The 22,292-nt window shown below is 60.2% G+C and carries 16 protein-coding genes; 12 read left to right on the top strand and 4 right to left on the bottom strand.

What is annotated here, in order from left to right:
• The first annotated feature begins 9 nt into the window (after nt 1–9).
• From HBO19_RS09385 to HBO19_RS09330, 12 genes are all read left to right on the top strand, one after another.
• Nucleotides 10–951 (top strand): ABC transporter permease, encoded by a 942-nt coding sequence (locus HBO19_RS09385; RefSeq protein WP_170057367.1) that lies wholly within the window; start codon nt 10–12, stop codon nt 949–951.
• Nucleotides 948–1,817 carry an ABC transporter permease gene (locus HBO19_RS09380; RefSeq protein ID WP_170057366.1) on the top strand — a complete coding sequence of 290 codons (870 nt, stop codon included), beginning with the start codon at nt 948–950 and terminating at the stop codon, nt 1,815–1,817. Before HBO19_RS09385 ends, HBO19_RS09380 begins: the two co-directional genes overlap by 4 nt.
• Nucleotides 1,818–1,819: 2 nt before the next feature.
• Entirely contained in the window at nt 1,820–3,451 is a 1,632-nt protein-coding gene (locus HBO19_RS09375) for an ABC transporter ATP-binding protein (RefSeq protein ID WP_170057365.1), read from the top strand.
• 130 nt (nt 3,452–3,581) lie between these two features.
• Nucleotides 3,582–4,862, top strand: a complete 1,281-nt coding sequence (locus HBO19_RS09370) for an OprD family porin (protein ID WP_170057364.1) — start codon at nt 3,582–3,584, stop codon at nt 4,860–4,862.
• 64 nt (nt 4,863–4,926) lie between these two features.
• Complete coding sequence (locus HBO19_RS09365) at nt 4,927–6,444, top strand: serine hydrolase (protein WP_170057363.1); 1,518 nt, start codon at nt 4,927–4,929, stop codon at nt 6,442–6,444.
• Nucleotides 6,441–7,766 (top strand): aminotransferase class III-fold pyridoxal phosphate-dependent enzyme, encoded by a 1,326-nt coding sequence (locus HBO19_RS09360; protein WP_170057362.1) that lies wholly within the window; start codon nt 6,441–6,443, stop codon nt 7,764–7,766. Before HBO19_RS09365 ends, HBO19_RS09360 begins: the two co-directional genes overlap by 4 nt.
• A 14-nt stretch (nt 7,767–7,780) precedes the next feature.
• Nucleotides 7,781–9,199, top strand: a complete 1,419-nt coding sequence (locus HBO19_RS09355; protein WP_170057361.1) for an aldehyde dehydrogenase family protein — start codon at nt 7,781–7,783, stop codon at nt 9,197–9,199.
• Nucleotides 9,200–9,381: 182 nt separating this feature from the next.
• On the top strand, nt 9,382–11,652 hold the full coding sequence (locus HBO19_RS09350; RefSeq protein ID WP_222934687.1) for a TonB-dependent siderophore receptor: 2,271 nt from the start codon (nt 9,382–9,384) through the stop codon (nt 11,650–11,652).
• Nucleotides 11,653–11,657: 5 nt separating this feature from the next.
• On the top strand, nt 11,658–12,815 hold the full coding sequence (locus HBO19_RS09345; protein WP_170057360.1) for an ABC transporter substrate-binding protein: 1,158 nt from the start codon (nt 11,658–11,660) through the stop codon (nt 12,813–12,815).
• Entirely contained in the window at nt 12,812–13,879 is a 1,068-nt protein-coding gene (locus tag HBO19_RS09340; RefSeq protein ID WP_170041448.1) for an iron ABC transporter permease, read from the top strand. The genes HBO19_RS09345 and HBO19_RS09340 overlap by 4 nt, the downstream gene beginning before the upstream one ends.
• Entirely contained in the window at nt 13,876–14,682 is an 807-nt protein-coding gene (locus tag HBO19_RS09335) for an ABC transporter ATP-binding protein (RefSeq protein ID WP_170057359.1), read from the top strand. The genes HBO19_RS09340 and HBO19_RS09335 overlap by 4 nt, the downstream gene beginning before the upstream one ends.
• A complete protein-coding gene (locus tag HBO19_RS09330; RefSeq protein WP_170057358.1) occupies nt 14,679–15,977 on the top strand; it encodes an LLM class flavin-dependent oxidoreductase in 1,299 nt (432 codons plus the stop codon). The genes HBO19_RS09335 and HBO19_RS09330 overlap by 4 nt, the downstream gene beginning before the upstream one ends.
• Nucleotides 15,978–16,130: 153 nt before the next feature.
• Here the strand turns inward: HBO19_RS09330 and HBO19_RS09325 are convergent, their stop codons facing one another.
• The 4 genes from HBO19_RS09325 to HBO19_RS09310 all read right to left on the bottom strand — a co-directional run bounded on the left by HBO19_RS09325 (nt 16,131) and on the right by HBO19_RS09310 (nt 22,291).
• On the bottom strand, nt 16,131–17,405 hold the full coding sequence (locus tag HBO19_RS09325; protein WP_169951518.1) for an FAD-dependent oxidoreductase: 1,275 nt from the start codon (nt 17,403–17,405) through the stop codon (nt 16,131–16,133).
• 296 nt (nt 17,406–17,701) lie between these two features.
• Nucleotides 17,702–18,805, bottom strand: a complete 1,104-nt coding sequence (locus tag HBO19_RS09320) for a Glu/Leu/Phe/Val dehydrogenase (RefSeq protein WP_170057357.1) — start codon at nt 18,803–18,805, stop codon at nt 17,702–17,704.
• A gap of 2 nt (nt 18,806–18,807) precedes the next feature.
• Nucleotides 18,808–21,702 carry a type I polyketide synthase gene (locus HBO19_RS09315; RefSeq protein ID WP_170057356.1) on the bottom strand — a complete coding sequence of 965 codons (2,895 nt, stop codon included), beginning with the start codon at nt 21,700–21,702 and terminating at the stop codon, nt 18,808–18,810.
• 13 nt (nt 21,703–21,715) lie between these two features.
• Nucleotides 21,716–22,291: a hypothetical protein gene (locus HBO19_RS09310; protein ID WP_169951525.1), complete on the bottom strand. Its 576-nt coding sequence runs from the start codon at nt 22,289–22,291 to the stop codon at nt 21,716–21,718.
• Nucleotide 22,292 lies beyond the last annotated feature (1 nt).

The following is a 22,292-nucleotide window of genomic DNA, read 5'->3' as shown; positions in this document are numbered from 1 at the left end:
CGTAGCGCTATGTTTCGATTCATATTGCACAGGCTCGGCATGGCGGTGCCGACCCTGTTGCTGATCTCGGTGATTGTATTTGCCTTGATCCGCCTGATCCCCGGCGACCCGGCACTGTTGATGCTGGGTGACATGGCCGACCCGCAAAGCCTGGCCGACATGCGCAGCAGCCTGGGCCTGGACCACTCGGTGCTGACCCAGTACCTGATCTGGATCAAGTCGGTGCTCAGTGGCGACCTTGGGGTGTCCATCAGCAGCCGTCAGCCGGTGCTGGAGTTGCTGGTCGAGCGTTTCAGCGTCAGTGCGACCGTGGTGCTGGTGGCAGTGTTGCTGGCGACCCTGCTCGCGGTGCCGGTGGGCTTGCTCGCAGCCTGGAAGCAAAACAGTGCGATGGACCTGGGGCTGGTGGCGACGGCAACGTTGTTGCTGTCGGTGCCGAGCTTCTGGTTGGGCTTGCTGCTGCTGTATGTCTTCGGCATTCAGTTGGGCTGGTTGCCGGTGATCGGTTACGTCGGCTTCGCCACCGACCCTATGAAAGCGCTGACCTATGTGGTGCTGCCGATCATCACCCTGACGCTGGTGGAGTTCGGCGCCATTGCCCGGATGGCCCGGGCCAGCACCATCGAGGTGCTACGCCTGGAGTACATCGCCCATGCCCGGGCCAAGGGCTTGTCGGAAAGCGCGGTGCTGTGGCGACACGCCTTGCGCAACGCATTTGCGCCGACCTGGACCTTGATTGGCCTGATCCTGGGCAACCTGCTCGGCGGCATTGCGGTGCTGGAAACCGTGTTCACCTTGCCCGGCATCGGCCGGTTGATGGTCGATGCGATCTTCTCCCGCGACTACCCGGTGCTGCAGGGGTGCCTGCTGCTGGTCACCTGCATCTATGTGTTGGTCAACCTGTTGGTGGATCTGCTGTATCCGCTGTTCGATCCAAGGGTGAAGCTATGAACCTCAAGACTCCTGCCTTGCCCACCGTGGCGGCGATCTCGCCTCGGCGGCGCCGGCGTTACCCGCCGCTCAATGCCCTGATCGGCGGCAGCTTGCTCGCGGTCCTGGTGTTACTGGCATTGCTCGGCGTGGTGTGGACGCCTTACGACCCGCTCAAATTGGATCTGCTCTCACGCCTGCACGCACCGGGTGCCGTGCATTGGCTTGGCACCGACGAGTTTGGCCGCGATGTGTTCAGCCGCCTGATCATTGGCGCGCGTACCAGCTTGTGGATCAGCCTGCTCTCGGTCAGCGTGGCGGTGATCTGCGGCACGGTGATCGGCATGCTCGCCGGTTACCTGCGCGGCTGGACCGACCGGGTGCTGATGATGCTCAACGACGCGCTGCTGGCGTTCCCCGGCATCCTCATGGCCCTGGGCATCATGGCGATTGTCGGCGCCAGCCAGTACGGCATCGTGCTCGCCCTGGGCATCGCCTACACCCCATCGGTGGTGCGGGTGGTGCGCGGCAGCGTGCTGTCACTGCGTGAGCTGGAGTTCATCGAGGCTTCGCGGGTGATCGGCAACTCCGAGCTGTACACCATGTTCCGCCACATCACCCCCAACTGCCTGGCGCCCCTGTGTGTACTGGCCACCAGTATGTTTGGCTGGGCGTTGCTCTCGGAGAGCGCGTTGAGCTTCCTCGGCCTCGGGGTTCCACCGCCGGCCGCGACCTGGGGCAGCATGCTCTCGGCAAGCCGCACCTATATCTCGACGGCGCCGTGGCTGGGGATCTTCCCGGGCATCTTTATCAGCCTGACGTTGCTGGCTATCAATCTGTTCGGCGATGCCTTGCGTGATCGTCTCGACCCGCGCATGAGGAAATGAGCATGAGCGCTCCAGTGCCTTTACTGGCCGTTGAAAATCTGCAGATTCGCGTTGGCGTGGACGGTCCGCTGGCCGTCGACGACTTCAGCTTCACCATGGCCCCTGGCGAAATCGTCGCACTGGTGGGCGAGTCTGGCAGCGGCAAGACCATGGCCGCCCGCGCCGCCATTGGCTTGCTGCCGGCACCCATGCAAGTGTGCGGCGGGCGCATCCTGTTCCAGGGGCAAGCGCTGGACAGCAGCGATGCCAAGGCCATGCGTGCGGTGCGTGGTGCGCGGATCGGCATGGTGTTCCAGGAACCGATGGTCTCGCTCAACCCCGCGCTGACTATTGGCCGGCAGATGAGCGAGGCGCTCAAGCTGCATACCGCGCTGGATGCGGCGACGATCCACGGGCGCTGCATCGCCATGCTGCAACGCATCGGCATCAAGGACGGCGAAAAGTGCCTGGCATCCTACCCGCACCAATTCTCCGGCGGCATGCGCCAACGCATCATGCTGGCTTCGGTGATGTTGCTGCGCCCGGCGCTGCTGATCGCCGACGAACCGACCACGGCCCTGGACTGCCTGGCGCAACTGGACGTGATCGAGTTGATGCTGGAGCTGACCCGCGAGCAGGGCACCGCGATCCTGTTCATCAGCCACGACCTGTCCCTGGTGGCGCGGTATGCCCATAAAGTGGTGGTGATGCGCTCGGGCAAGGCGGTGGAGCAGGGCCGTATCGAAGACATCCTCTTTGCCCCCAAGGCTGAATACACCCGGCAGTTGCTCGAAGCGCTGCCCCGGCGTGGGACGCTGGGGCCATTGCCGGCGGCCGACAGCCCGTTGCTGCAGGTCCGGGATGTGTGTATCGAGCACCCGGGGCCACGGAGTTTCTGGGGGCGCAGCGTGCCCAAGCGCGTGGTGCACTCGGTGAACCTGAGCATCGCGCCGGGCGAGACCCTGGCCCTGGTCGGTGGCAGCGGTTCGGGCAAGACCACCCTGGGGCGTGCGGTCGTCGGGTTGGTCAACCCGTGCGCCGGGGCGATTCTGTTCCAGGGCGTGGATATCCTCAACGCCGCCAACCGCGCGCATCGCCTGCAATGCCAGATGATCTTCCAGGACCCGTATTCGTCCCTCGACCCGCGCATGACGGTCGGCCAGATCCTCGCCGAGCCGCTGCGCCATGAGCCGGCCCTGACGGCCGCGCAAAAACGCCAGCGGGTCACCGACACCCTGGTCGACGTGGGCTTGCCCGAACAGTTTCGCGAGCGCTTTGCCCATCAACTCTCCGGCGGTCAACGCCAGCGCGTGGCGATCGGCCGGGCGCTGGTGCGCCGGCCCAAGCTGGTGATTGCCGACGAGCCGATTTCGGCGTTGGACATGACCATCCAGAAACAGATCCTCGAACTGTTCGAGCGTCTGCAACGCCAATATGGCTTTGCCTGCCTGTTCATCTCCCACGACCTCTCGGCGGTGGAGCGCATCGCCCACCGCGTGGCGGTGATGAACCAGGGCGAGGTGGTCGAAATGGGCCCGCGTGACACGATTTTCGACACCCCGCAACACCCTTACACCCGCCGGCTACTTGCGGCGGCCAGCCCCTTGGAGAAACGCGCGGACGGCAGCTACCGCCTCCGTGCCAGTGTGATTTAGGTACTGCTGCACCCCAGGCCACGGCATCAAAACCCAACCCTTCGCAAATCGCCGATTTGCGAAGCGGGCGAAGCCATGGCCGAAGAAAACAAAAACAACCCCACTCAACCTGTCTGCCAGGAACCTACACATGAATAACCGCATCAACAAAGTCGTCGCCAGTGCCAGCGTCATGGGGGCCGGTTTCATGCCCCTGTTTGCCCAGGCCGACTTCATCGCCGACAGCAAAGCCGCGCTGGAATTGAAGAACTACTACTTCAACCGCGACTACCGCGAATCCAGCGGGCAGAACAAGCGTGCCGAATGGGCACAGGGTTTTATCCTCAAGCTCGAGTCGGGTTTTACCGACGGTACCGTGGGCTTTGGCCTGGACGCGGTCGGGATGTTGGGCATCAAGCTCGATTCGAGCCCGGACAACTCCGGCACCGGGCTGCTGGCGCGCTCCAGCATGGCCGAGCCCGGCGCTCCCAGCTACGCCCGCCGAGCCCATGACAACTACTCCAAACTTGGCCTCACCGGCAAGGCGCGCCTGGCCAAGAGCGAGTTGCGCGTGGGTTACATGGTGCCAGACCTGCCGACCCTGCAGCCGAACCTGAGCCGCCTGTTCCCGCAGAGTTTCAGCGGCACGGCACTCACCTCCAAGGACATCGACAAGCTGACCCTGACCGCCGGTCAACTGGACCAGGTCAAGCAGCGCGACTCGACCCACTACGAGGACATGGGGCTTACCAGCCAATATGGCGCCTACAAAAGCAGCGCCAAGAGCGATGAATTCCGCTTCGCCGGCGGCGAATACGCACTCACGCCGACGACCTTCGTGACTTACCAGTTCGCGCAATTGGAAAGCCTGTACCAACAGCATTACCTGGGCTTGAAAAACAGCCTCAAGTGGGGCCCGGGCACCCTGAAGACGGACATCCGCTACTTCAGCGCCAGCGAAGACGCCGCCGCCCTGGCCGGCAAGGTGGATAACCGGGCGCTGAGCACGCGCATCGGCTATGGCCTGTACGGCCACAACCTCAGCGGCGGTTACCAGGAGCAGTACGGTTCGACGCCGTTCACCTATGTGGACGGTACCAACACTTACCTGTTCAGCGAGTACCAACTGGCCAACTTCTCCCAGACCCGTGAGCGCGTGTGGCATGCCCGCTACGACTATGACTTCGCTGCGCTGGGCATTCCGGGCCTGCTGTTCTCCACGCGTTACGCCAAGGGCGATAACGCCAAGGTCATCGGCTTTGCCGGCGAAGGGCGCGAGTGGGAGAGGGACTTGAGCCTGGGCTATGTGGTGCAGAGCGGTACGTTCAAGGACGTATCGCTGCGTTGGCAGAACGCCAGCGCCACCAGCAACTTCGCCCGTGACACCAACGAAAACCGAGTGATCCTGGGCTACACCGTGGCGCTCTGGTAGCGGTAATGGCGTGCAACAGCAGCCTGTTGCACGCCCAAGCAGTGCAAATGAGGGGATAGATCAGATGACGAGTTTGCCGTTGCGCCGGGCACTGCCCAGTCAACAACGTGTATCGGCGCGTGGCGTGAGTGATTTCATCGATGCGGTGAACGCTGCGGGCCTGGAGTTACACAGTTTCATGCTGTACCGCGATGGCGCGGTAGTGGCCGAAGCGTTCTGGGCGCCTTATAGCGCCGCACGCTTGCATGTTCAGCACTCGGCGACCAAAAGCTGGGTGTCCATGGCGGTCGGGCTGTTGGTGGATGACGGTGTGTTGTCGCTGGATGCCAAGGTGGTGGACTTTTTTGCCGCCGATTGCCCGGCCTCCATCAGCGCTAACCTGGCGGCCATAACCGTACGGGATCTGCTGACCATGCGCACCGGGCATCGCCAGGGCATCTCCGGTGGCGCCTGGCGCGGGCGCACTGACAGTTGGGTGCGGTTGTTCCTCAATGAGCCGGTCGAAGACCCGCCAGGGCAGCGGTTCATCTATAGCAGTGCGTCAAGCTTCATGCTCTCGGCGATTGTCAGTGTGGTCAGCGGCCAGACGGCGTACGCCCTGTGCAACGCGCGCATCTTCCAGCCCATGGGCATGGGGCCCATCGAGTGGGACCTTGCACCGGGCGGCTTCAACACCGGGGGCAACGGCCTCAGTTGCCGCACCGAGGACTTGCTCAAGTTCGGCGTGCTGCACTTGCAACAAGGCCATTGGGAGGGGCAGCAATTGCTGTCCCGGGAATGGGTGGCCGACGCGACCCGTGGGCATGTCGACGATGTATGGATGGGCGCCTTCGATGGCAAGCGCTACCTGGGCCGTGACGAGTCGAGCGACGCGGCTGTCACGCGCCGCGAAGGCTACGGCTACCAGTGGTGGATGACCCTGCACGGTGGTTACTACGCCTCCGGAGTGTTTGGCCAGCAGTGCATCGTGTTGCCGCGCCATAACGCGGTGATTGCCTTCACCGCCGGGCTGGCGCTGGGCGAGCGGCGCTTGCACAGCCTGTTGTGGGAGCATCTGGTGCCGGCGCTGGGCGTACCCACCGACGGCGCGGCGGATGCCGGGTTGGCGGCGCTGCTGGCGCGGCAACAGCGGCCCGTCATGTCTGGCGCCGCGAGTTCGCCGCGCCAGGCCGAATTCAGTGGCACGTTCGTCATGCAGGCCAACGAAGACCAGGTCAGCGAAGTGCGCCTGGAGTTTGGCCCAGAGCATTGTGATTTCTACCTCACCGACCCCCGTGGCACCCATTGCATTCGTGCCGGGCTCGTGGCCGGCATCGAAAGCCGGACCAGCATGACCGGCCACTATCTGCATCACCAATACCAGCCGGAGCTCACCCCGGTGGTGGCGCAGGCGCGCTGGACCGAAGCGGGGGTGTTGAGCATGACCTGGCAGTTTGTCGAGACGGCGTTTTGTGACCGGGTCACCTGCCGTATCGAACACGGCAGGTTGTCTGTGGACCGCAGCGTCAACGTTAACGCAGGCCCGTTGCAGCGCCCGACGCTGACCGGCCATCCCATCATTGCTTTGCAGGAGTCTCTATGAACGATCTTTCCCAGCCTTCAGCGCGCGTGAATCGCGGGTTCTGGGCGCCATTCACGCCGATGCGCCAGTTCCAGCAACAGCCGATGATGTTCGCCAGTGCCGATGGCATGTACTACACCACCACCGACGGGCGCCGTGTACTCGATGCAATGGCCGGGCTGTGGTGCGTCAATGCCGGGCACGGCCAGCCGAAAATCGTCGAGGCGATTCGCGAAGCGGCGGGGCGCCTGGACTTTGTCTCGTCATTCAAGATGAGCCACCCCCAGGCCCTGGAGATGGCCGAGCGCCTGATCGACGTCAGCCCCGGCGGCATGGAGCAGGTGTTTTTCACCAACTCAGGGTCTGAAGCGGTGGACACCGCGCTGAAGATCGCGCGGGCCTATCACCAGGCGCGTGGCGATTGCCGCCGGACCAAGTTTATCGGGCGCGCCAAGGGCTACCATGGCATGGGCTTCGGTGGGCTGTCGGTCTCTGGCATCGGCCGTCAGAAGCGTGACTTTGGCCCACTGCTGGGCGAGGTCTCGCACCTGCCGTTGCCCTATGACGCCGGCATGCGTTTCAGCGTCGGGCAGCCGCAACAGGGCGCCAGTTACGCCGACGCGTTGACACAGTTGTTGGATATCCAGGACCCGAGCACCGTGGCCGCCGTGATCGTCGAGCCCGTGACCGGCTCCGGCGGCGTTTATCCGCCGCCCCTGGGCTATTTGCAACGTTTGCGCGAGATCTGCACGCGGCACGGCGTGCTGCTGATTTTCGACGAGGTGATCACCGGCTTTGGCCGCGTCGGCGCCCCCTTTGCCGCGCAAGCCTTCGGCGTGCTCCCGGACCTGATCACCACCGCCAAAGGCCTGACCAACGGCGCGGTGCCCATGGGCGGCGTACTGGTCAGCGGTGCGGTGTATGAGGCGTTCATGGCCGGGCCGGCCACTGTCATCGAACTGATGCACGGCTACACCTATTCAGCGCACCCGCTGGCGTGCGCAGCCGGGTTGGCGACCCTTGAGGTGCATCGCGAATTGGGCATCAACCAACACGTCAACGCCGTGAGTGGGCTGTGGCAGTCGAGTGCACTTGCGCTGCAGGGCGTCGGCGCGGTGCTGGACGTACGTGCTATCGGCCTGCTCTGCGCCGTTGAACTCGAGCCGCGCCCAGGGTTTCCAGGCGCACGGGGCAGCGAAGTTGCGCAGTGGTGCTTCGAGAACGGCGTACTGGTGCGCGGCTCGGGCGACACAATTGTGATTTCGCCGCCACTGCTCATCAGCCCGCAGGAGATTGCCCTGGTGTTCGACACCCTGGGCAGCGCCCTGAAACACGTTGCCTGAAGGGAGTGCAAGGGATGTCGGATCTGTTTGAGTTCTACATTGACGGCGCCTGGGTCAAGCCCCACGGCACCACCATCGAAACCGTGGTAAACCCGCGCACCGAGCAGGTGGTAGCGCGCATCATCATTGGCGACAGCCATGACCTGGAGCGTGCGGTCGGCGCGGCCAGGCAAGCGTTTGCGGGGTTCGCCGCCAGTTCGCTCAAGGCGCGTATCGAACTGCTGCAACGCATTATCGAAGCCTACGAGCGCCACAGCGAAGCGTTGATCGAAGCGGTTCACCTGGAGATGGGCGCGCCGCTGTCCCTGGCCCGCAGCGCCCATGTGCCGGCTGGCCTGGGTCACCTGATGCAGGCATTGGAAGTGTTGCGCGAGTACCGCTTCGAACGGCGCCTGGGCAACACCCTGGTGGTGCGCGAGCCCATCGGCGTGTGCGGCCTGATTACGCCCTGGAACTGGCCACTCAATCAACTCACCTGCAAGCTCGCGCCAGCGCTGGCGGTGGGCTGCACCGTGGTGCTCAAACCCAGCGAGCGTGCGCCGTTGTCAGCCCGGATCATTGCCCAGGTGCTGCATGAGGCCGAGGTGCCCGCAGGGGTATTCAACCTGGTCAACGGCGACGGCCCGGGGGTGGGCGCTGGGCTGGCGCGCCATGCAGAGGTGGACATGGTGTCTTTCACCGGCTCCACCCGCGCCGGCGTTGCAGTGGCCCAGGCGGCGGCACAGACGGTCAAGCGTGTGTCCCAGGAACTGGGCGGCAAATCCGCCAACATTCTGCTCGACGATGCCAGCCTGCCCAGCGCAGTGCGCCATGGTGTGTTGGGCTGCATGCGTAACAGCGGCCAATCGTGCAATGCACCGACACGCCTGTTGGTGCCACGTGCACAGCAACAGGCGGTGATTGAGATTGCCCAGCACGTGCTCGCGCAGATGTGTTACGACGACAGCAACCCCAGCACGGCCATTGGCCCTATCGCCAACGCCATGCAGTACGAACGGGTACAGCACATGATCGCCCAGGCCATCGCCCAAGGATCGCGATTGGTCGCCGGGGGGCCAGGTCGGCCTGAAGGCGTTGAGCGTGGCTACTACGTGCAGCCGACGATATTTGCAGATGTCACCCCGGACATGCTGGTGGCGCGTGAGGAAATCTTCGGCCCGGTCCTGGCAATCATCCCGTATGACAGCGAAGCCGAGGCCATCGCCATCGCCAACGACAGCCCCTACGGCCTGTCCGGTTACGTCACCTCGGCCAGCCTTGAACGCAGCCTGGGGATTGCCCGTCAACTGCGTACCGGCATGGTCCACCTCAATGGCGCCCGCGCCGACCAGGCTGCACCGTTTGGCGGCTACAAACAGTCGGGCAACGGCCGCGAGTGGGGGGAGTGTGGGTTTGATGAGTATCTGGAGAGTAAGTCGTTGTTTGGCTACTAGCGGTTTGCGCAGGCGCGGCAGCACCCTCGTTGCAAGGGTCCATACAAGTCCCGCCCGGTAATTGAGCTGCAGTGGTTACACAAGCATGCAAGGCACAGTCAATGTTACTTCTCATTTACATTGACTGTCAGTCAGTCAGTGGATAGGATTTGCCTCCCAATCCGCTTGACGCCGTGTACAGAATGAACAACTGGCCGCTGATTCATCCCTCCCCAAGCTCGAAACCAAACTACTTTCGCCGCACCGCCCAGCAGTGTGCGGTGATCGCCTCTGCGCTAACCCTGTGTGCTTATCAAATGGCTCACGCTGATGACCTTGCGCAGCGCACGACCGAGAATGATCCAATCCCACCCGTTGCAGGTGTGGTCACCTTGCCGGCCACCAGTGTCACTGGGGTGAGCACCAAGGGAGGCGAATCCGGTCTCGTACACGGTTATGTTGCGGAACAATCCGGGTTGGGCAGCAAGACCGACACTTCGATCCTGGAAATTCCTCAATCCGTGTCGGTAGTCACGCGCGAGCAGATGGATACCCAGCAAATAAAAACGACCAGCCAGGCACTGCGCTATACGGCAGGCGCCAATAGCGAAAAATACGGGGCCTTCGGAGATCAGCTCGACTTCACAAAAATCCGCGGCGTCGAAGCCGATTACTATTTGGACGGGCTGCGCTTAATCAGTAACCCTGGCAGTTGGTCGCCCCAGGTCGATCCCTACACACTGGAGCGTGTCGAAGTATTGCGAGGACCGTCGTCCTATCTTTATGGGCAATCAACCGGCGGAGGCATAGTCAACCAGGTAACTCGCAAGCCCCAAGAGGTGGAGTCGCATGAGGTCACGACACAATTTGGCAGCTTCGGCCGTACGTTTCTTGGCGTGGATTCAACCGGTCCACTCGACAGTGACAGGACGCTGCTCTATCGCTTTACCGCGACAGGGTTGAAGGCGAATGACCAGATCGAAGATGTACACCACAAAAGGCTCTATCTTGCGCCTTCGCTGACGTGGCAGCCGACGGAGCAAACCTCTTGGACTGTCCAGCTTGCTCACTCTCGGGAGCCCGAAATACCGAACTACAACTCTTTGCCAGCCAATCTGCTTGGGCTGAATAAAAGTCCCTATCCATCAATAGATCGGGACAGGAACTACCGGGATATGTCGTTTGATGACTCGTCCCGTGAACAGAATTACATCAGCTCCAACTTCACCCACTCTTTCGACAACGACTGGAAGGTGACGAGCACTATGCGCTACATGCATATCGCCTCGGATTTGCAAAGAAGCGTTGTCTACGGGTATTCGGTGGTCAATGGCAAGCCACTGCTAAAAAACACTTATGAGATTTCCCCTTCCAGTTCCAATACGTTCTCGATGGACAACTATGTCAGTGGCAGCCTCCGGCTCGGGCCTACTAAGCACGACGTTATCGTGGGTGCCGATTTTGCCTCGGGCACTGTAACCAGTGCCCTCTATAGCAGTGGCCCTTATCTTGTTGACCCCTACGGCTCGGACTATCGCCCGCATGTCAAACCAGACTTCACGGCAAGCCGCGCAGCACCTTGGTCCGAGAAACAGGAGTTCGATCGCTTGGGCGTCTATGTACAGGATCAGATTTCTTATGACCGATGGCGTCTGACGTTGGGCACACGCTACGATAAATCCGAAACAGACGACGTGACGCGAAGTTATTCCCCTACTTCGGTCTCCACCAAGATGAACAACGGGAAGTGGTCGGGGCGAACAGGCCTGAGTTACCAGTTTGATAACGGCATTTCTCCCTATGTGAGCTATGCCACGTCTTTTAATCCGTTGATAGGCAGCGGTTACAACGGGAGTGCGTTCGTCCCGACTGAAACGACACAAACGGAGATAGGCATCAAGTTTCACCCCGCCGACTCCAGAACATTGCTGACGGCCGCCATTTACAATCTGGAACAGACCAACGTCAAAACCGCCGATGCGGCCCATCTGGGGTTCAACACCCAGGCGGGCAAGGTGCGCAGCCGTGGTGTCGATCTTTCAGCCACTGCCGAGCTAGTCGAAAATCTTAATCTGCTTGCCAGTTACAGTTACCTGGATAACGCCTTGGTCCAGGATACGACCTACCAAGGCAACAGCCTGACACAAACCCCCCGACACAGCGCTGCCCTGTGGCTTGATTACCTCATAGGGCGCGGATCTTTGTCCGGCCTGAAAATCGGAGCAGGCTCGCGTTACCTGGGCGCGTCGTACGGCGATCCAGCGAACACGTTCAAGGTTCCGGCGGTCACGCTTTTTGATCTGGCGTTGAACTATGAACTGGGTTCAATTGCGCCTTCGCTTGAAGGCGCTTCGCTGGCGCTCAATGTCAGCAACCTGACTAACAAGGAATACGTCGCAAGTTGTACCTCGGCCCTGTATTGCTTTGTCGGGCAGGATCGCACGGCCACCACTTCTCTCACTTACCGCTGGTGAGCCAAATGGGCGATGTTCTGTATTCAAGGCGCCGTGTTCTGGGGCGCCTGATGGCGGCTGGAATGTTGATCAGCCTTTCTCGAAGTCTCACCGCTGCGCCCGCACGTGTGTCATTCAAGGATGTTGCTGACCGTGATGTACGCATAGATCGACCTGTGGAGCGGGTGCTGCTGGGGGATGGCACGCTGGCTTACGTCTTGGCGGTGCTGCTTCCGGACCGGCCATTTGCTGATGTTGTGGGTTGGGGCGAGAACTTCAAGGCTGCGGACCTGGATGGCTATCGGGCATATCTGCGGAAGTTTCCCGAGATGGGCCGCATTCCATCGTTTCCGGCCGCGACGCTTGACTCCATTGGTAGCGAATTAGCGATTTCGTTGGCGCCGGACGTGGTGATCATGAACCTCAGTTCAAAGGCCGCCGCCGAGTCGTCGGGCCTGATGGCACGGTTGACACAGGTGGGCATTCCGATCGTGTTCGTTGATTTTCGCACCAAGATGTTTGATAACACCGTGCGAAGCGTGCAGATCCTCGGTGCACTGCTTGGGCGAACCGATCGTGCCGACGAATTCCTGCGTTTTCGCCAAGAGCAGATCGAACGTGTCACGGTGCCATTGGAAAACGTTCGAACGCGGCCTCGTGTAATGGTCGAGCGTGCCGCAGGTCTGTATGACGACTGCTGCCTGACTTACGGCGAAGGCAATTTCGGTGAGCTTGTGACAGTCGCTGGAGGCGACAACCTCGGTTCCCATTTCCTGCACAGTACTTTTGGTACCTTGCATCCCGAGCAGGTTATTGCCAGCGACCCGGATGTCATCCTGGTGACCGGCGCAAATTGGTCGCTTTATTCGCCTGCGGGAGACTGGGTCAACCTCGGACCCGGCGCCGACTCCGCGCAAGGGCTCGCGCGTTTGCGCCGGTTGATGCGCCGGCCGGCATATCGTTCGTTGTCGGCGGTGAAGGCGGGGAGGGTCCACGCCATCTGGCATCCCTTCTATGACAATCCGTATTACTTTGTCGCACTGCAGCGGATAGCAAAGTGGCTTCATCCCGAACTCTTCGCATCGCTGGATCCGGACGCTACGTTTCGCGAGTTCCACGCGCGTTTTCTTCCGGTTCCTTATCAGCCCGGTTATTGGCTGAGCCTGGATGGAGCATCACTATGACGAAGCAAGCCATCGGCACACAGGCCGAACTCACCCGCGGGCGGAGCTTATACAGCCGCCTGGCGAAACGCCGCTTGAGCATGATCGTCGGCATTGGCCTGCTTACCCTTGTGTTTTTCATGATCGACCTTTCCATAGGCCCGGCGCATTACAGGTTGATGGAGCTGCTGTCCGTCTTGATGCAAGACGCGTCGTCGAGCCAGGTGAGCGTGATACTTTGGGACATCCGACTACCCGTGGCGCTATCGGCTCTGGTCGTCGGCGCGAGTCTGTCGATTGCGGGTTTGCAAATGCAGACAGTGCTCGGCAACCCCCTGGCGAGCCCGTTCACCTTGGGCTTGTCGGCCGCGGCGAGTTTTGGCGCCGCACTCGGTCTGATATTGGGGGTAAGCGTTCTGCCTGCTTCGGCTGTCGCCTACGCCATCCCCGTCAATGCGTTCCTCGTTTCGATGGCAGCGGCCTTGTTCATTCATCGCCTGAGTCGCAAACGCGGTATCACCACCGAAATGATCATACTGTTGGGCACGACCCTGGTCTTCACGTTCTCGGCACTGCTGGAGGCGCTGCAGTACATCGGTCCCGAACAGGCGCTGTCTGCTGTCGTCTTCTGGACAATGGGCAGTCTTTCGCGTGCTACGTGGCCCAAGCTCGGCATCATGAGTGTCATTCTCCTGATCGTATCGTTTACGTTCGCCCGCCAGTCCTGGGCGTTGACGGCATTACAACTCGGAGAGGCCCGGGCGACGGCTTTGGGGATTCCCGTAGCGCGCCTGCGCCTGCGCGGCATTCTGCTCAGCAGTCTGCTCGCCTCTATCTGCGTCTCTTTTGTGGGCACCATCGGGTTCGTTGGATTGGTGGGGCCGCATATTGCCCGAATGCTGGTAGGCGAGGACCAGCGCTTTCTCCTCCCGGCCTCTGCGCTATGTGGGGCATGCATGCTGTCGGCGGCCTCGGTACTGAGCAAATCGCTGGTCGCCGGGCAAACCCTGCCGATTGGAATAGTGACATCCCTGGTGGGCGTGCCCTTGTTTTTTGCGTTGATTCTGCGAGCGAAGACGCGATGACTGCACTGCTCAACATCGCGGACGTGTCGGTAGCCTTCGACGGCCATACGGTATTGCAGAACGTCAGCTTCGGGCCCATGGCAGCGGGTAGCATCACGGCGCTGCTGGGTTCGAACGCTGCCGGTAAGTCCACGCTGCTGCGCCGGATTGCGGGCGAGTTGGGTGGCGCAGGCACCGTGACTGTGGCAGGGCAGGCTGTCGAGACCTGGTCCATTCATCATCGCAACCGCCCCGCACACGTCCCCCAGGATATTTCCATGAACTCCTCGCTGCGAGTGTTTGAAGCAGTGCTGCTTGCGAGCAAGCAGGGCAGCGGCTGGGGCGTTGATGGCAGTGAGTTGGATGAGGTCACCCGTATGCTCCAGACGCTGGAGATTAACGTGCTCGCCGACCGCGAGCTGGCCGCATTGAGCGGCGGCCAACGGCAACTTGTATCGATTGCCCAGGCAATGATCCGCGCACCCAGTGTCTTGTTACTGGATGAGCCCACGAGCGCACTGGATTTGCAAAACCAGTTCGATGTGCTCGATTTATTGCGTCGGTTGGCGCGAGCGCGCTCGATGTGCGTCGTCATGGCCATTCACGACATCAATCACGCATTGCGCTTCGCGGACCACGTGGTGGTCCTTCATCAAGGGCGGGTGCATGCCACCGGCCGCCCCCTCGATGTCCTGACACCGGCGTTGCTGGAAAAAGTCTACGGCGTGCAAGCGCGCCTCGAATACTGCTCGCAAGGGGCTCCATTCCTGATTGTGGATCGGTCTTTGCGAGCACCGAATTCCATGTCGAGCACCCTACAATGACCAGACCACTCAAGAAACTCATCCTGTTGGCCATGCCCAGCATTCATGCCGGTGCTTGGCGCTATCCGGGTGCCATACCCGACTTCCACAGACGCTTCGAGCACATGAAGTGGTTCGCCAGAATCCTTGAGAAGGGTCGGTTTGATGGGCTCTTTCTGCCTGACTCACTTGCGGTTCGCGCAGGTTCCGTCGACACGCTCATGCGAAGCTCCAGCGTGGTTACGCTTGATCCATTGACACTGCTTCCGGCGTTGGCGGCAGTGACGCGGCACATCGGGCTGATCGCAACCGCCAGTACCACCTATAACGAACCGTACATGCTCGCGCGCCGCCTGGCCTCACTGGATGTCATCAGTGCAGGTAGGGCTGGGTGGAATCTGGTCACGTCGAGTAATCCGAACGAGGCAGCCAACTTCGGCGCGCAGTCCCACCTTGAGCATGGCGCAAGGTACCGCCGCGCCCGAGAGTTCTCGCAGGTGATGGAGGGGCTTTGGGAAAGCTGGGAGGCGGATGCCTTCTGCATGGATGCAACCAATGGCATCTACTTTGATCCTGCCAAGCTGCATACACTCAATCACCAAGGCCCTCACTTCGCGGTGAAAGGCCCGCTCAATGTAGCTCGACCTGTTCAGGGGCGCCCCGTCATAGTACAAGCCGGTGCGTCCGAAGCGGGGCGGCAGATTGCGGCAGAGACGGCCGAAGTCATTTTTACTTATCAGACCGATCTTGCATCTGCGCAGGTTTTCTATGCTGACATGCGATCACGAGCTATGGCAGCAGGCCGCACGGATGCGGTGAAAATCGTTCCCGCAGTCCTTGTCGTATTAGGCGACAATCTTGAGCAGGCGCAACGCAAAAGATCGAGGCTGGATGAGCTGGTAGATGATCAGAGTTGCCTCGCGACGCTCTCCATTGCGTTGGGGCACGACATTTCTGCCTACGATCCGGCAGGCCTACTGCCTGAAATACCCGAGAGCAATGCGAGCAAGAGCGGCCGTGATCGTGTGGTGCGGCTCGCGGCGCGGGAAAACTTGAGCGTTCTTGAGTTGGCAAGGCGGGTCTGCGGTTACCAGGGCCTGGAAATGGTGGGGACCGCCGAAATGGTCGCTGACCAGATGGCACTGTGGCTGCAGCAGGAGGCCGCCGATGGATTCAACGTCATGTTCTCCCACCTACCGGGAGGCGCGAGCGAGTTCGTGGCGCAGGTCGTTCCGCTCCTGCAGAAGCGCGGGCTGCTCAGAAGGCGTTACGAAGGGCGCTGCTTCCGGGAAAACCTGGGCCTGGTCAAGCCGTAGCCTGGTTGTTCTTTGGGCGGTACTTCAGGGTCGGTTGGCGTGCAGGGTGAACGGTGCCCTTGCCTGGAAGCAGGGCACCTACCGGTGTTGACGATGCGCAGACGAAAGGGAGAGCACCAACCGCGCTTCGTAATGGGCCCCGTTTTAGCGCTGTTACGTTGAAGGTTCGAACAGCCCATCACGAGTGGACGAGAATATATCCAGGTCGTGCTGATACCGGGTGTGCCCATCGACAGCCAGTTCAACCAATATACGTCCAAACAATGGCGCGTATTTGAAGGCTCGGCCTGACTCCATAACGCACATCGAGGCGCCGGCATGGAATGACTGCTGGCCGGGTGCCGTCGGGATACGCCCGATCACCAGCTTGCCGTCCGGGCTCATCGAGTAAAGGCATGTCCCCGCATGCTGGTATTGAGTGGCGTCGACGGCATTGGGGGCAATCAGTTGATCCAGGTGCGTAACGAGTTCCTCCATCAATCTTGGGTTCACGCCCGGTTGAATTGCTGACGGCGCATCGTAAGTGTCGTAGGTGTAGTCGGCGCTCATTTTTACCATGTTGTGCCGGTCTGGCGAGAAGTCCAGGGGTGGGAAGCCGTAAAACGTACCTTGGTCGCTTGCATCGATATTCCCGAACTCAAACCAGATAGGAATCTTCGGAGGGTTTTCCTTGAGTGGCCAATAGGCGTAACTCATCTTCCAGATCTTCCAACCGGGCGCTTGCTTGAGACCAAAGCCCTTCAACACCGAATCTGCCCATACTCCCGGGCAAGTGATCAAATGTTTTCCGTGGACGGTCACGGAGCGACCATCAGCCTCAGTCAGCAGCGTATAGCCAGCCTGGTCCTTAAGAGGGGCGACCTGGATCACGGCATGCTTATCCAATACGTGCAGGAGGTCCGTCTGCCGGGCGGCGAATAGAAAAGTCCTGGCCGCTTCCTGCACGTTGATGGACGCGCTTGCCGCTTGCACCAGGCCTACGTAGTCGTCAGGCATGGCTGCCAGATTGAACATCGGAAATCTTTTGTGAATAGCGGCGGGGGAGTCCAGGTATTCGTAGGGCATGCCCATGCTATCCATGGTGTGTTTGATGTGTTGCACGTTACCTTCGGTAGTCATCGGCGCATCCCGATGGCCAAAGAAGATAAGGTCGTCCGAAGCAAGCAGGTTTTTTCCGCTCGCGCGCTGCAGTTCTGTCCATATTGCAAGTGACGCTTCGGCCAGCCGGGCTTCGGACTCGTTGTCTTGCATCAAGCGGAACATTCGCTCCAGGCCTTTGGAACTATTGGTGTCGTTGCCTATTCCGTACTGATCGACAACCAATGTTTTTAATCCTCTGGCTGTCGCATAGTAAGCGCTGGCGAGACCGAGTATTCCTCCGCCGATGATTAATACATCGTAGTGTGTCTCTGGCGTATTGGGGGACATCGTATCTTCCTGATAATTAGAGTGGGCGACAAAAAACGTCACTGCAATTAGTTATATTTTGGGGTTCGTCAGGTAATCGAGCGGCGTTATACGCGCGTGGGTCGTAGTGACTCGGTTGTAATGGAAGTCCCGGTTACTGCGTGACGCGTCAAGCAAATTAAATACGTTGGAAGAATGGCTCTTCCAGATAAGTTGGGTATGTGCGAGATCTTTAAAGTTTAAATGCTTGTGATGGGCCAGCGGTGCCGCCAAGTTATAACAAACCCACAGCTATCCCCTTCATTGTCCTCTTATGTCTAAACCGCGAAGCTGCGCGCGTCTATAACAGCGTGGATAGACGGATCGTGCCGTTGGGATACGTCGAGGTCTACATTATTTCCGGCATGAAAATAGGTTCGCGATAACAGTGTGGGAATATTGCATCCCAGCAGTTCTGCCCGTTTGATCAACTCGCCGGTCTTAGTACCGATCAATGCCCCTGTATAGTTGTTTGCCTGATCCTGTGTCATCGCACGAAAAACATCAGGGAACGATCGCTCGATGCTGTCACAGATAACCGCTCCGGCGTTGCTTACATAATCAGGAACATAACCAACCCCACGCGCCAGAAGCCTCGCTTCTGCTTGAGTACTGTCAAACGGTGTGTTGGAGCTACTGATAACCCAGCGCGCGCGTATACGTTCAACCGTGGGCAGATCAAGGATTCTGGAGAGGGACGCAATGCACAGCACATCCGGGGCGCTTGACCAGAAATCCTCCTCGCTCAACATGCACAGGCCGGCCGGAATATCGCTAATGGGCTTTACGTCGAAGCCGATCACGTTGTACCCATGGGCGAGACATTGCCTGGCAACTTCAAAGCCCACCTTGCCCATGCCGTGAATGGCTACAAGAGGCGTTCCGTTGATTCTCGGAGAGCACTTCAGTACCGCCTTCAGGGCACTCCAGACACCAAATCCGGTGGCAATTGACGTGCTGATCTGAGGGCTGTCCATGGCATCCAGAATCCACGGGGTGGATTTTCTCAGGTACGTCATATGCGCACTGCTTGTATTGATGTCACACCCTGTGTACATCGAGCCGGCATAGCGGTTCAGGGTTTCTCCGATGGCATCGAATACGTGTGGGGCCTCATCAGGTAGCGCACTGCTATTTACGACGATTTTCCCGCCGCTGAAGCCGGTTCGATAAAAACCATGTTTCAGATCCATCGCACTTGCCAACATGATTGCTTCATCTTTTTGATGTGACAGTGTTTTATATCGACTCCAACGGATACCTCCATTGCTGGGCATCGCATGCCGGTGGGGCGAGCAGGCGATGGTGAATGAACTCTGACTGTCTACCACTACAGTTTCGACTTCATAGACACCGAACGTTGGATGAGTGATGGTTGCCATGACTATGCGTTCCCTTCTTTAGGATGAATGTGAATGCTGTTAGCGGCGCCGGCATCCGTCAGGCATGTACATAGGCCCGACGGTGTGGGATCAGCCAGGAAGTCAGATACGTTCAACACGACCCCGAGTTCGGAGTCTGCAAATGCAATCAGTTGGAACGCCGCCAAGGAATCCCCGCCATCGTCACTGAACAACTGATACTGGCTGGATGGAGGCGTCCCGGTGACCTTCTCCCAAAGTGCGGCAGCGGCCTGTGCAACGCTGTTGTACCTTCGCGACTCAGGCTGCTGTGCGGGTTCGGCCGTACGAGGTGTGCTGCCCTGCGTCTCAAGCGTCACGCCGTGACGTTGTCGGTCGAAGGGGTAGGGCGTTAACGGGATGGTTCTGGCTGGCAGGTTCCACGCCGGGCGCCAGTCAATGTCCACACCGGCCATCCAGATTTTCTGAAGCGCGGTATGCCACACCTCATGCTCTGGCGATTTGTCTCGCTCGCCACGCATCGTGCGAATCGCGGTGTCTCGCGGCCGCAGTGCCATTGTCAAGGCCGTCAAGGTCGTGCCGGGGCCCACTTCGACAAATAGCGTCCCTTCACGAACCGCAATGGTGGTAAGCGCCTCCAGGTATCTCACCGGCTCACGCGCGTGCCGCGCCCAGTAGGCTCCGTCGAGGCGGTCTGACGAGTCGAATGCTGTGCCGTGCAGGGTCGAGTGGAAGCGAATATCCGAAGGCGCCGCCTTGGCGGTCGGCGCGGCGGCTGCCAGTTCGTCCAGGATGGGGGCCATCATGGACGAGTGAAACCCATGGGATACCGTCAAACCACGGCAACGTATGCCGAGGCTGGTCAATGAGCGCTGTATGCGCTCGATCGCGGCCTTGGTACCGGAGAGAACGCAGGCCTCTGTGGCGTTGACGGCGGCTAGCGAAACGTCGTCCGCGAGCCAATCCCGGCAGGCTTGCTCACTCATGGAGACGGCGAGCATGGAGCCAGCTGGCAATTCAGACATCAACCTGCCCCGTCGAGCAGCGAACAGCAGTGCTTCTTCGGCGGTCAGCATTCCGGCGATGCAGGCGCCTGCGATTTCGCCCACGCTGTGACCGACGATTGCGTCAGGTACGACGCCGTGCCGAATGAGGAACCGGGCCATCGCGATTTGAACTGCAACGAGCGCGGGCTGTGCCGTCGCGGTATCGGTCAGGTCGGTGTCAGCATTTCCATCCAGCAGGAAGGAGACATCGACATCCGCTTGTTCTCGCAGCAGACGTACCAAGGCATGAAGATCACTTGCGAAATGTCGGTTCGACTTGGCCAGGCCGGTGGCCATGCCGAGGAACTGACTGCCCTGGCCCGGGAACTGGAAAACGATGTCCGGCTTGCGGCGGCCGGTATCGCGTACCGGGTCAGCGACCTGCAGTGCGCCGTCCTTGTCCGCACACAAGGTTGCGCGATACCTGAGCGCTCGACGCGTGGTTTGGGCGCTCCACGCCGTGCGGTCCGCGGGGAGCCCGGCGAGTTCTGCGCGGTAGGCCCGTATCAACCTGTGGCAGGCAGCCTCGCTTTGCCCGGTTACGGGAATGACTGAAGGAAAATCGGTCGCGGCGGTCGTCGTCTCATCGAGAGCTTGTGGCGAACGCGCCAGCACTATGTGCGCATTTGTCCCGCCGATTCCAAAAGCACTGACCCCAATGGCACTGCGACTATCCGTTGTATGCCACGGCTCAGCGATTGCGGGAAAGTAAAACGGGCTGGTATCCAATGTTATCGAAGGGTTTACTTCGTCCATGTGGATCTGTGGCGCTATGAAACCATGCTGGATCTGGAGCACGGCCTTGATCAGCCCTGCCATGCCCGCGCATGTTTCCAGGTGCCCTACGTTGGCCTTCACTGAGCCAAGTGCGCAGGAGTTGTGTCCTTTCCCGGGCATTGCAAACAGGTCGTTCAATGCGTTGAACTCAATGGGATCACCGGCAATTGTCCCGGTCCCGTGCGCCTCCATCGCCCGCATGTCCATGGGCGTGAGATGGGCATCGAGCATGGCCGCGCTGATCACGCGTCGTTGTCCGTCGACGCTGGTGGTGGTGAAACCCACCTTGCGGGCGCCATCGTTGTTGACGGCGCAGCCTTTGATTACGGCTAACACGCGTTGCCCCTCAGCGAGCGCCAGGGATAACGGTTTCAGAACCACTAGCGCGACACCGCTGCCAAACACCGTCCCTGTCGCTTTGCTGGAGAAAGGCATGCAGTGGCCATTCTGTGCGTAGATCATGCCTCGCTGAGTCCGGTAAGGCGCACGTTGCGGAAACCGCAACGTGCATCCACCGGCCAGCGCTACTCGACATCGCCCTGCGCGTAAGGCCTCGACGGCCTCTGCGACGGCGACGAGCGATGTAGCGCAGGCTGCCTGCACACCGAGTACCGGCCCCTCTATGCCCAGGTGCCACGCCGCCCGCGTGACCAAGTAGTCCTTATCATTGGTAATTTGCAGCTCGAACCCTGACGGCTGGAATTTTTCCATGAGGTCGGACGCTTGCAAGTGGCCAAGGTAGGCTGAGCTACTGCAGCCGGCAAACAAACCGGTGTCGGGCATTTGCCCGGGTTTGATACCGCTATGCTCGAGCGCATGCCACGCGCACTCGAGGAATAGTCGGTGCTGAGGGTCCATCAAGGCTGCATCACGATGACCCACGCCAAAAAACGTGGCATCGAATGACAGTACGTTGTCATTCAACGGTGCGGCAAATGGCATGGTCTGCGCATCGGTAGGCGTATCACCGAGTTCGATTACCGACTCGACGCCGTTCACCAGGTTGTGCCAGTACTGCTCAAGGGTGTTGGCGCCAGGAAACCTGCAAGCCATACCAATGACTGCAATGTCGCGGTCCACGTGCTGATCGTACATGCGACCTCCGAATTCAATCAGTCGTGTATCCGCGGCGTACCCGGCCCTGAATCGCTTCGTCGGCCGCTTCGATCGGAATCAGCAATACAAAGGCCCGATAGCGCTCGCGCGGGACCTCTTGATACAGTTGCCGTACCCCAATCATCCCGGTCACCTCACCGGTGACACCGGTGGCAAACAATGATTGCCACCGCCCTTGCCAAATGGCGGATGAATTCCAGACCCCCGCTGTCTCGATTCTGCCCAAGCGTGTATCTGCGGTTTCCCGATAATAGGAGATCACGTCTTTATCCAGGCTTGCGATCTTCCAACCTTCGCCGCTGATGGTGCCGATTTCGACGCCGTCATCCCCGATCCATCGATCAATATGCGAGTTGACATCGCCCACAGTGGGCCTGTCGTCAGCCTGTGCCTTGAACTGAATATCGCTGAGTTCAAGCAGTGGCAGCATGACGAAGCGATCGGTGCCTATGCGCTCTGCAACAATCTGCCGGGCTTTGTTGAGCCCGTCGGGAAGGTCCAACTGAGCTCTGGCCAGATCGGCCAGGCTCACCAGATTTGACATCATGTCCTGTTCATTAATGGGCATA

The organism is Pseudomonas sp. WS 5021 (assembly GCF_012985535.1).
GTDB lineage: Bacteria > Pseudomonadota > Gammaproteobacteria > Pseudomonadales > Pseudomonadaceae > Aquipseudomonas.
Note: the sequence above shows the minus strand (reverse complement) of the source record. Positions and strands in the feature narration are given on the sequence as shown.

Bases quoted from the DNA above. Each gene is read 5' to 3' on its own strand.
- HBO19_RS09385 (WP_170057367.1), top strand. From the start codon at position 10: ATGTTTCGATTCATATTGCACAGGCTCGGCATGGCGGTGCCGACCCTG.
- HBO19_RS09380 (WP_170057366.1), top strand. From the start codon at position 948: ATGAACCTCAAGACTCCTGCCTTGCCCACCGTGGCGGCGATCTCGCCT.
- HBO19_RS09375 (WP_170057365.1), top strand. From the start codon at position 1,820: ATGAGCGCTCCAGTGCCTTTACTGGCCGTTGAAAATCTGCAGATTCGC.
- HBO19_RS09370 (WP_170057364.1), top strand. From the start codon at position 3,582: ATGAATAACCGCATCAACAAAGTCGTCGCCAGTGCCAGCGTCATGGGG.
- HBO19_RS09365 (WP_170057363.1), top strand. From the start codon at position 4,927: ATGACGAGTTTGCCGTTGCGCCGGGCACTGCCCAGTCAACAACGTGTA.
- HBO19_RS09360 (WP_170057362.1), top strand. From the start codon at position 6,441: ATGAACGATCTTTCCCAGCCTTCAGCGCGCGTGAATCGCGGGTTCTGG.
- HBO19_RS09355 (WP_170057361.1), top strand. From the start codon at position 7,781: ATGTCGGATCTGTTTGAGTTCTACATTGACGGCGCCTGGGTCAAGCCC.
- HBO19_RS09350 (WP_222934687.1), top strand. From the start codon at position 9,382: ATGAACAACTGGCCGCTGATTCATCCCTCCCCAAGCTCGAAACCAAAC.
- HBO19_RS09345 (WP_170057360.1), top strand. From the start codon at position 11,658: ATGGGCGATGTTCTGTATTCAAGGCGCCGTGTTCTGGGGCGCCTGATG.
- HBO19_RS09340 (WP_170041448.1), top strand. From the start codon at position 12,812: ATGACGAAGCAAGCCATCGGCACACAGGCCGAACTCACCCGCGGGCGG.
- HBO19_RS09335 (WP_170057359.1), top strand. From the start codon at position 13,876: ATGACTGCACTGCTCAACATCGCGGACGTGTCGGTAGCCTTCGACGGC.
- HBO19_RS09330 (WP_170057358.1), top strand. From the start codon at position 14,679: ATGACCAGACCACTCAAGAAACTCATCCTGTTGGCCATGCCCAGCATT.
- HBO19_RS09325 (WP_169951518.1), bottom strand. From the start codon at position 17,405: ATGTCCCCCAATACGCCAGAGACACACTACGATGTATTAATCATCGGC.
- HBO19_RS09320 (WP_170057357.1), bottom strand. From the start codon at position 18,805: ATGGCAACCATCACTCATCCAACGTTCGGTGTCTATGAAGTCGAAACT.
- HBO19_RS09315 (WP_170057356.1), bottom strand. From the start codon at position 21,702: ATGTACGATCAGCACGTGGACCGCGACATTGCAGTCATTGGTATGGCT.
- HBO19_RS09310 (WP_169951525.1), bottom strand. From the start codon at position 22,291: ATGCCCATTAATGAACAGGACATGATGTCAAATCTGGTGAGCCTGGCC.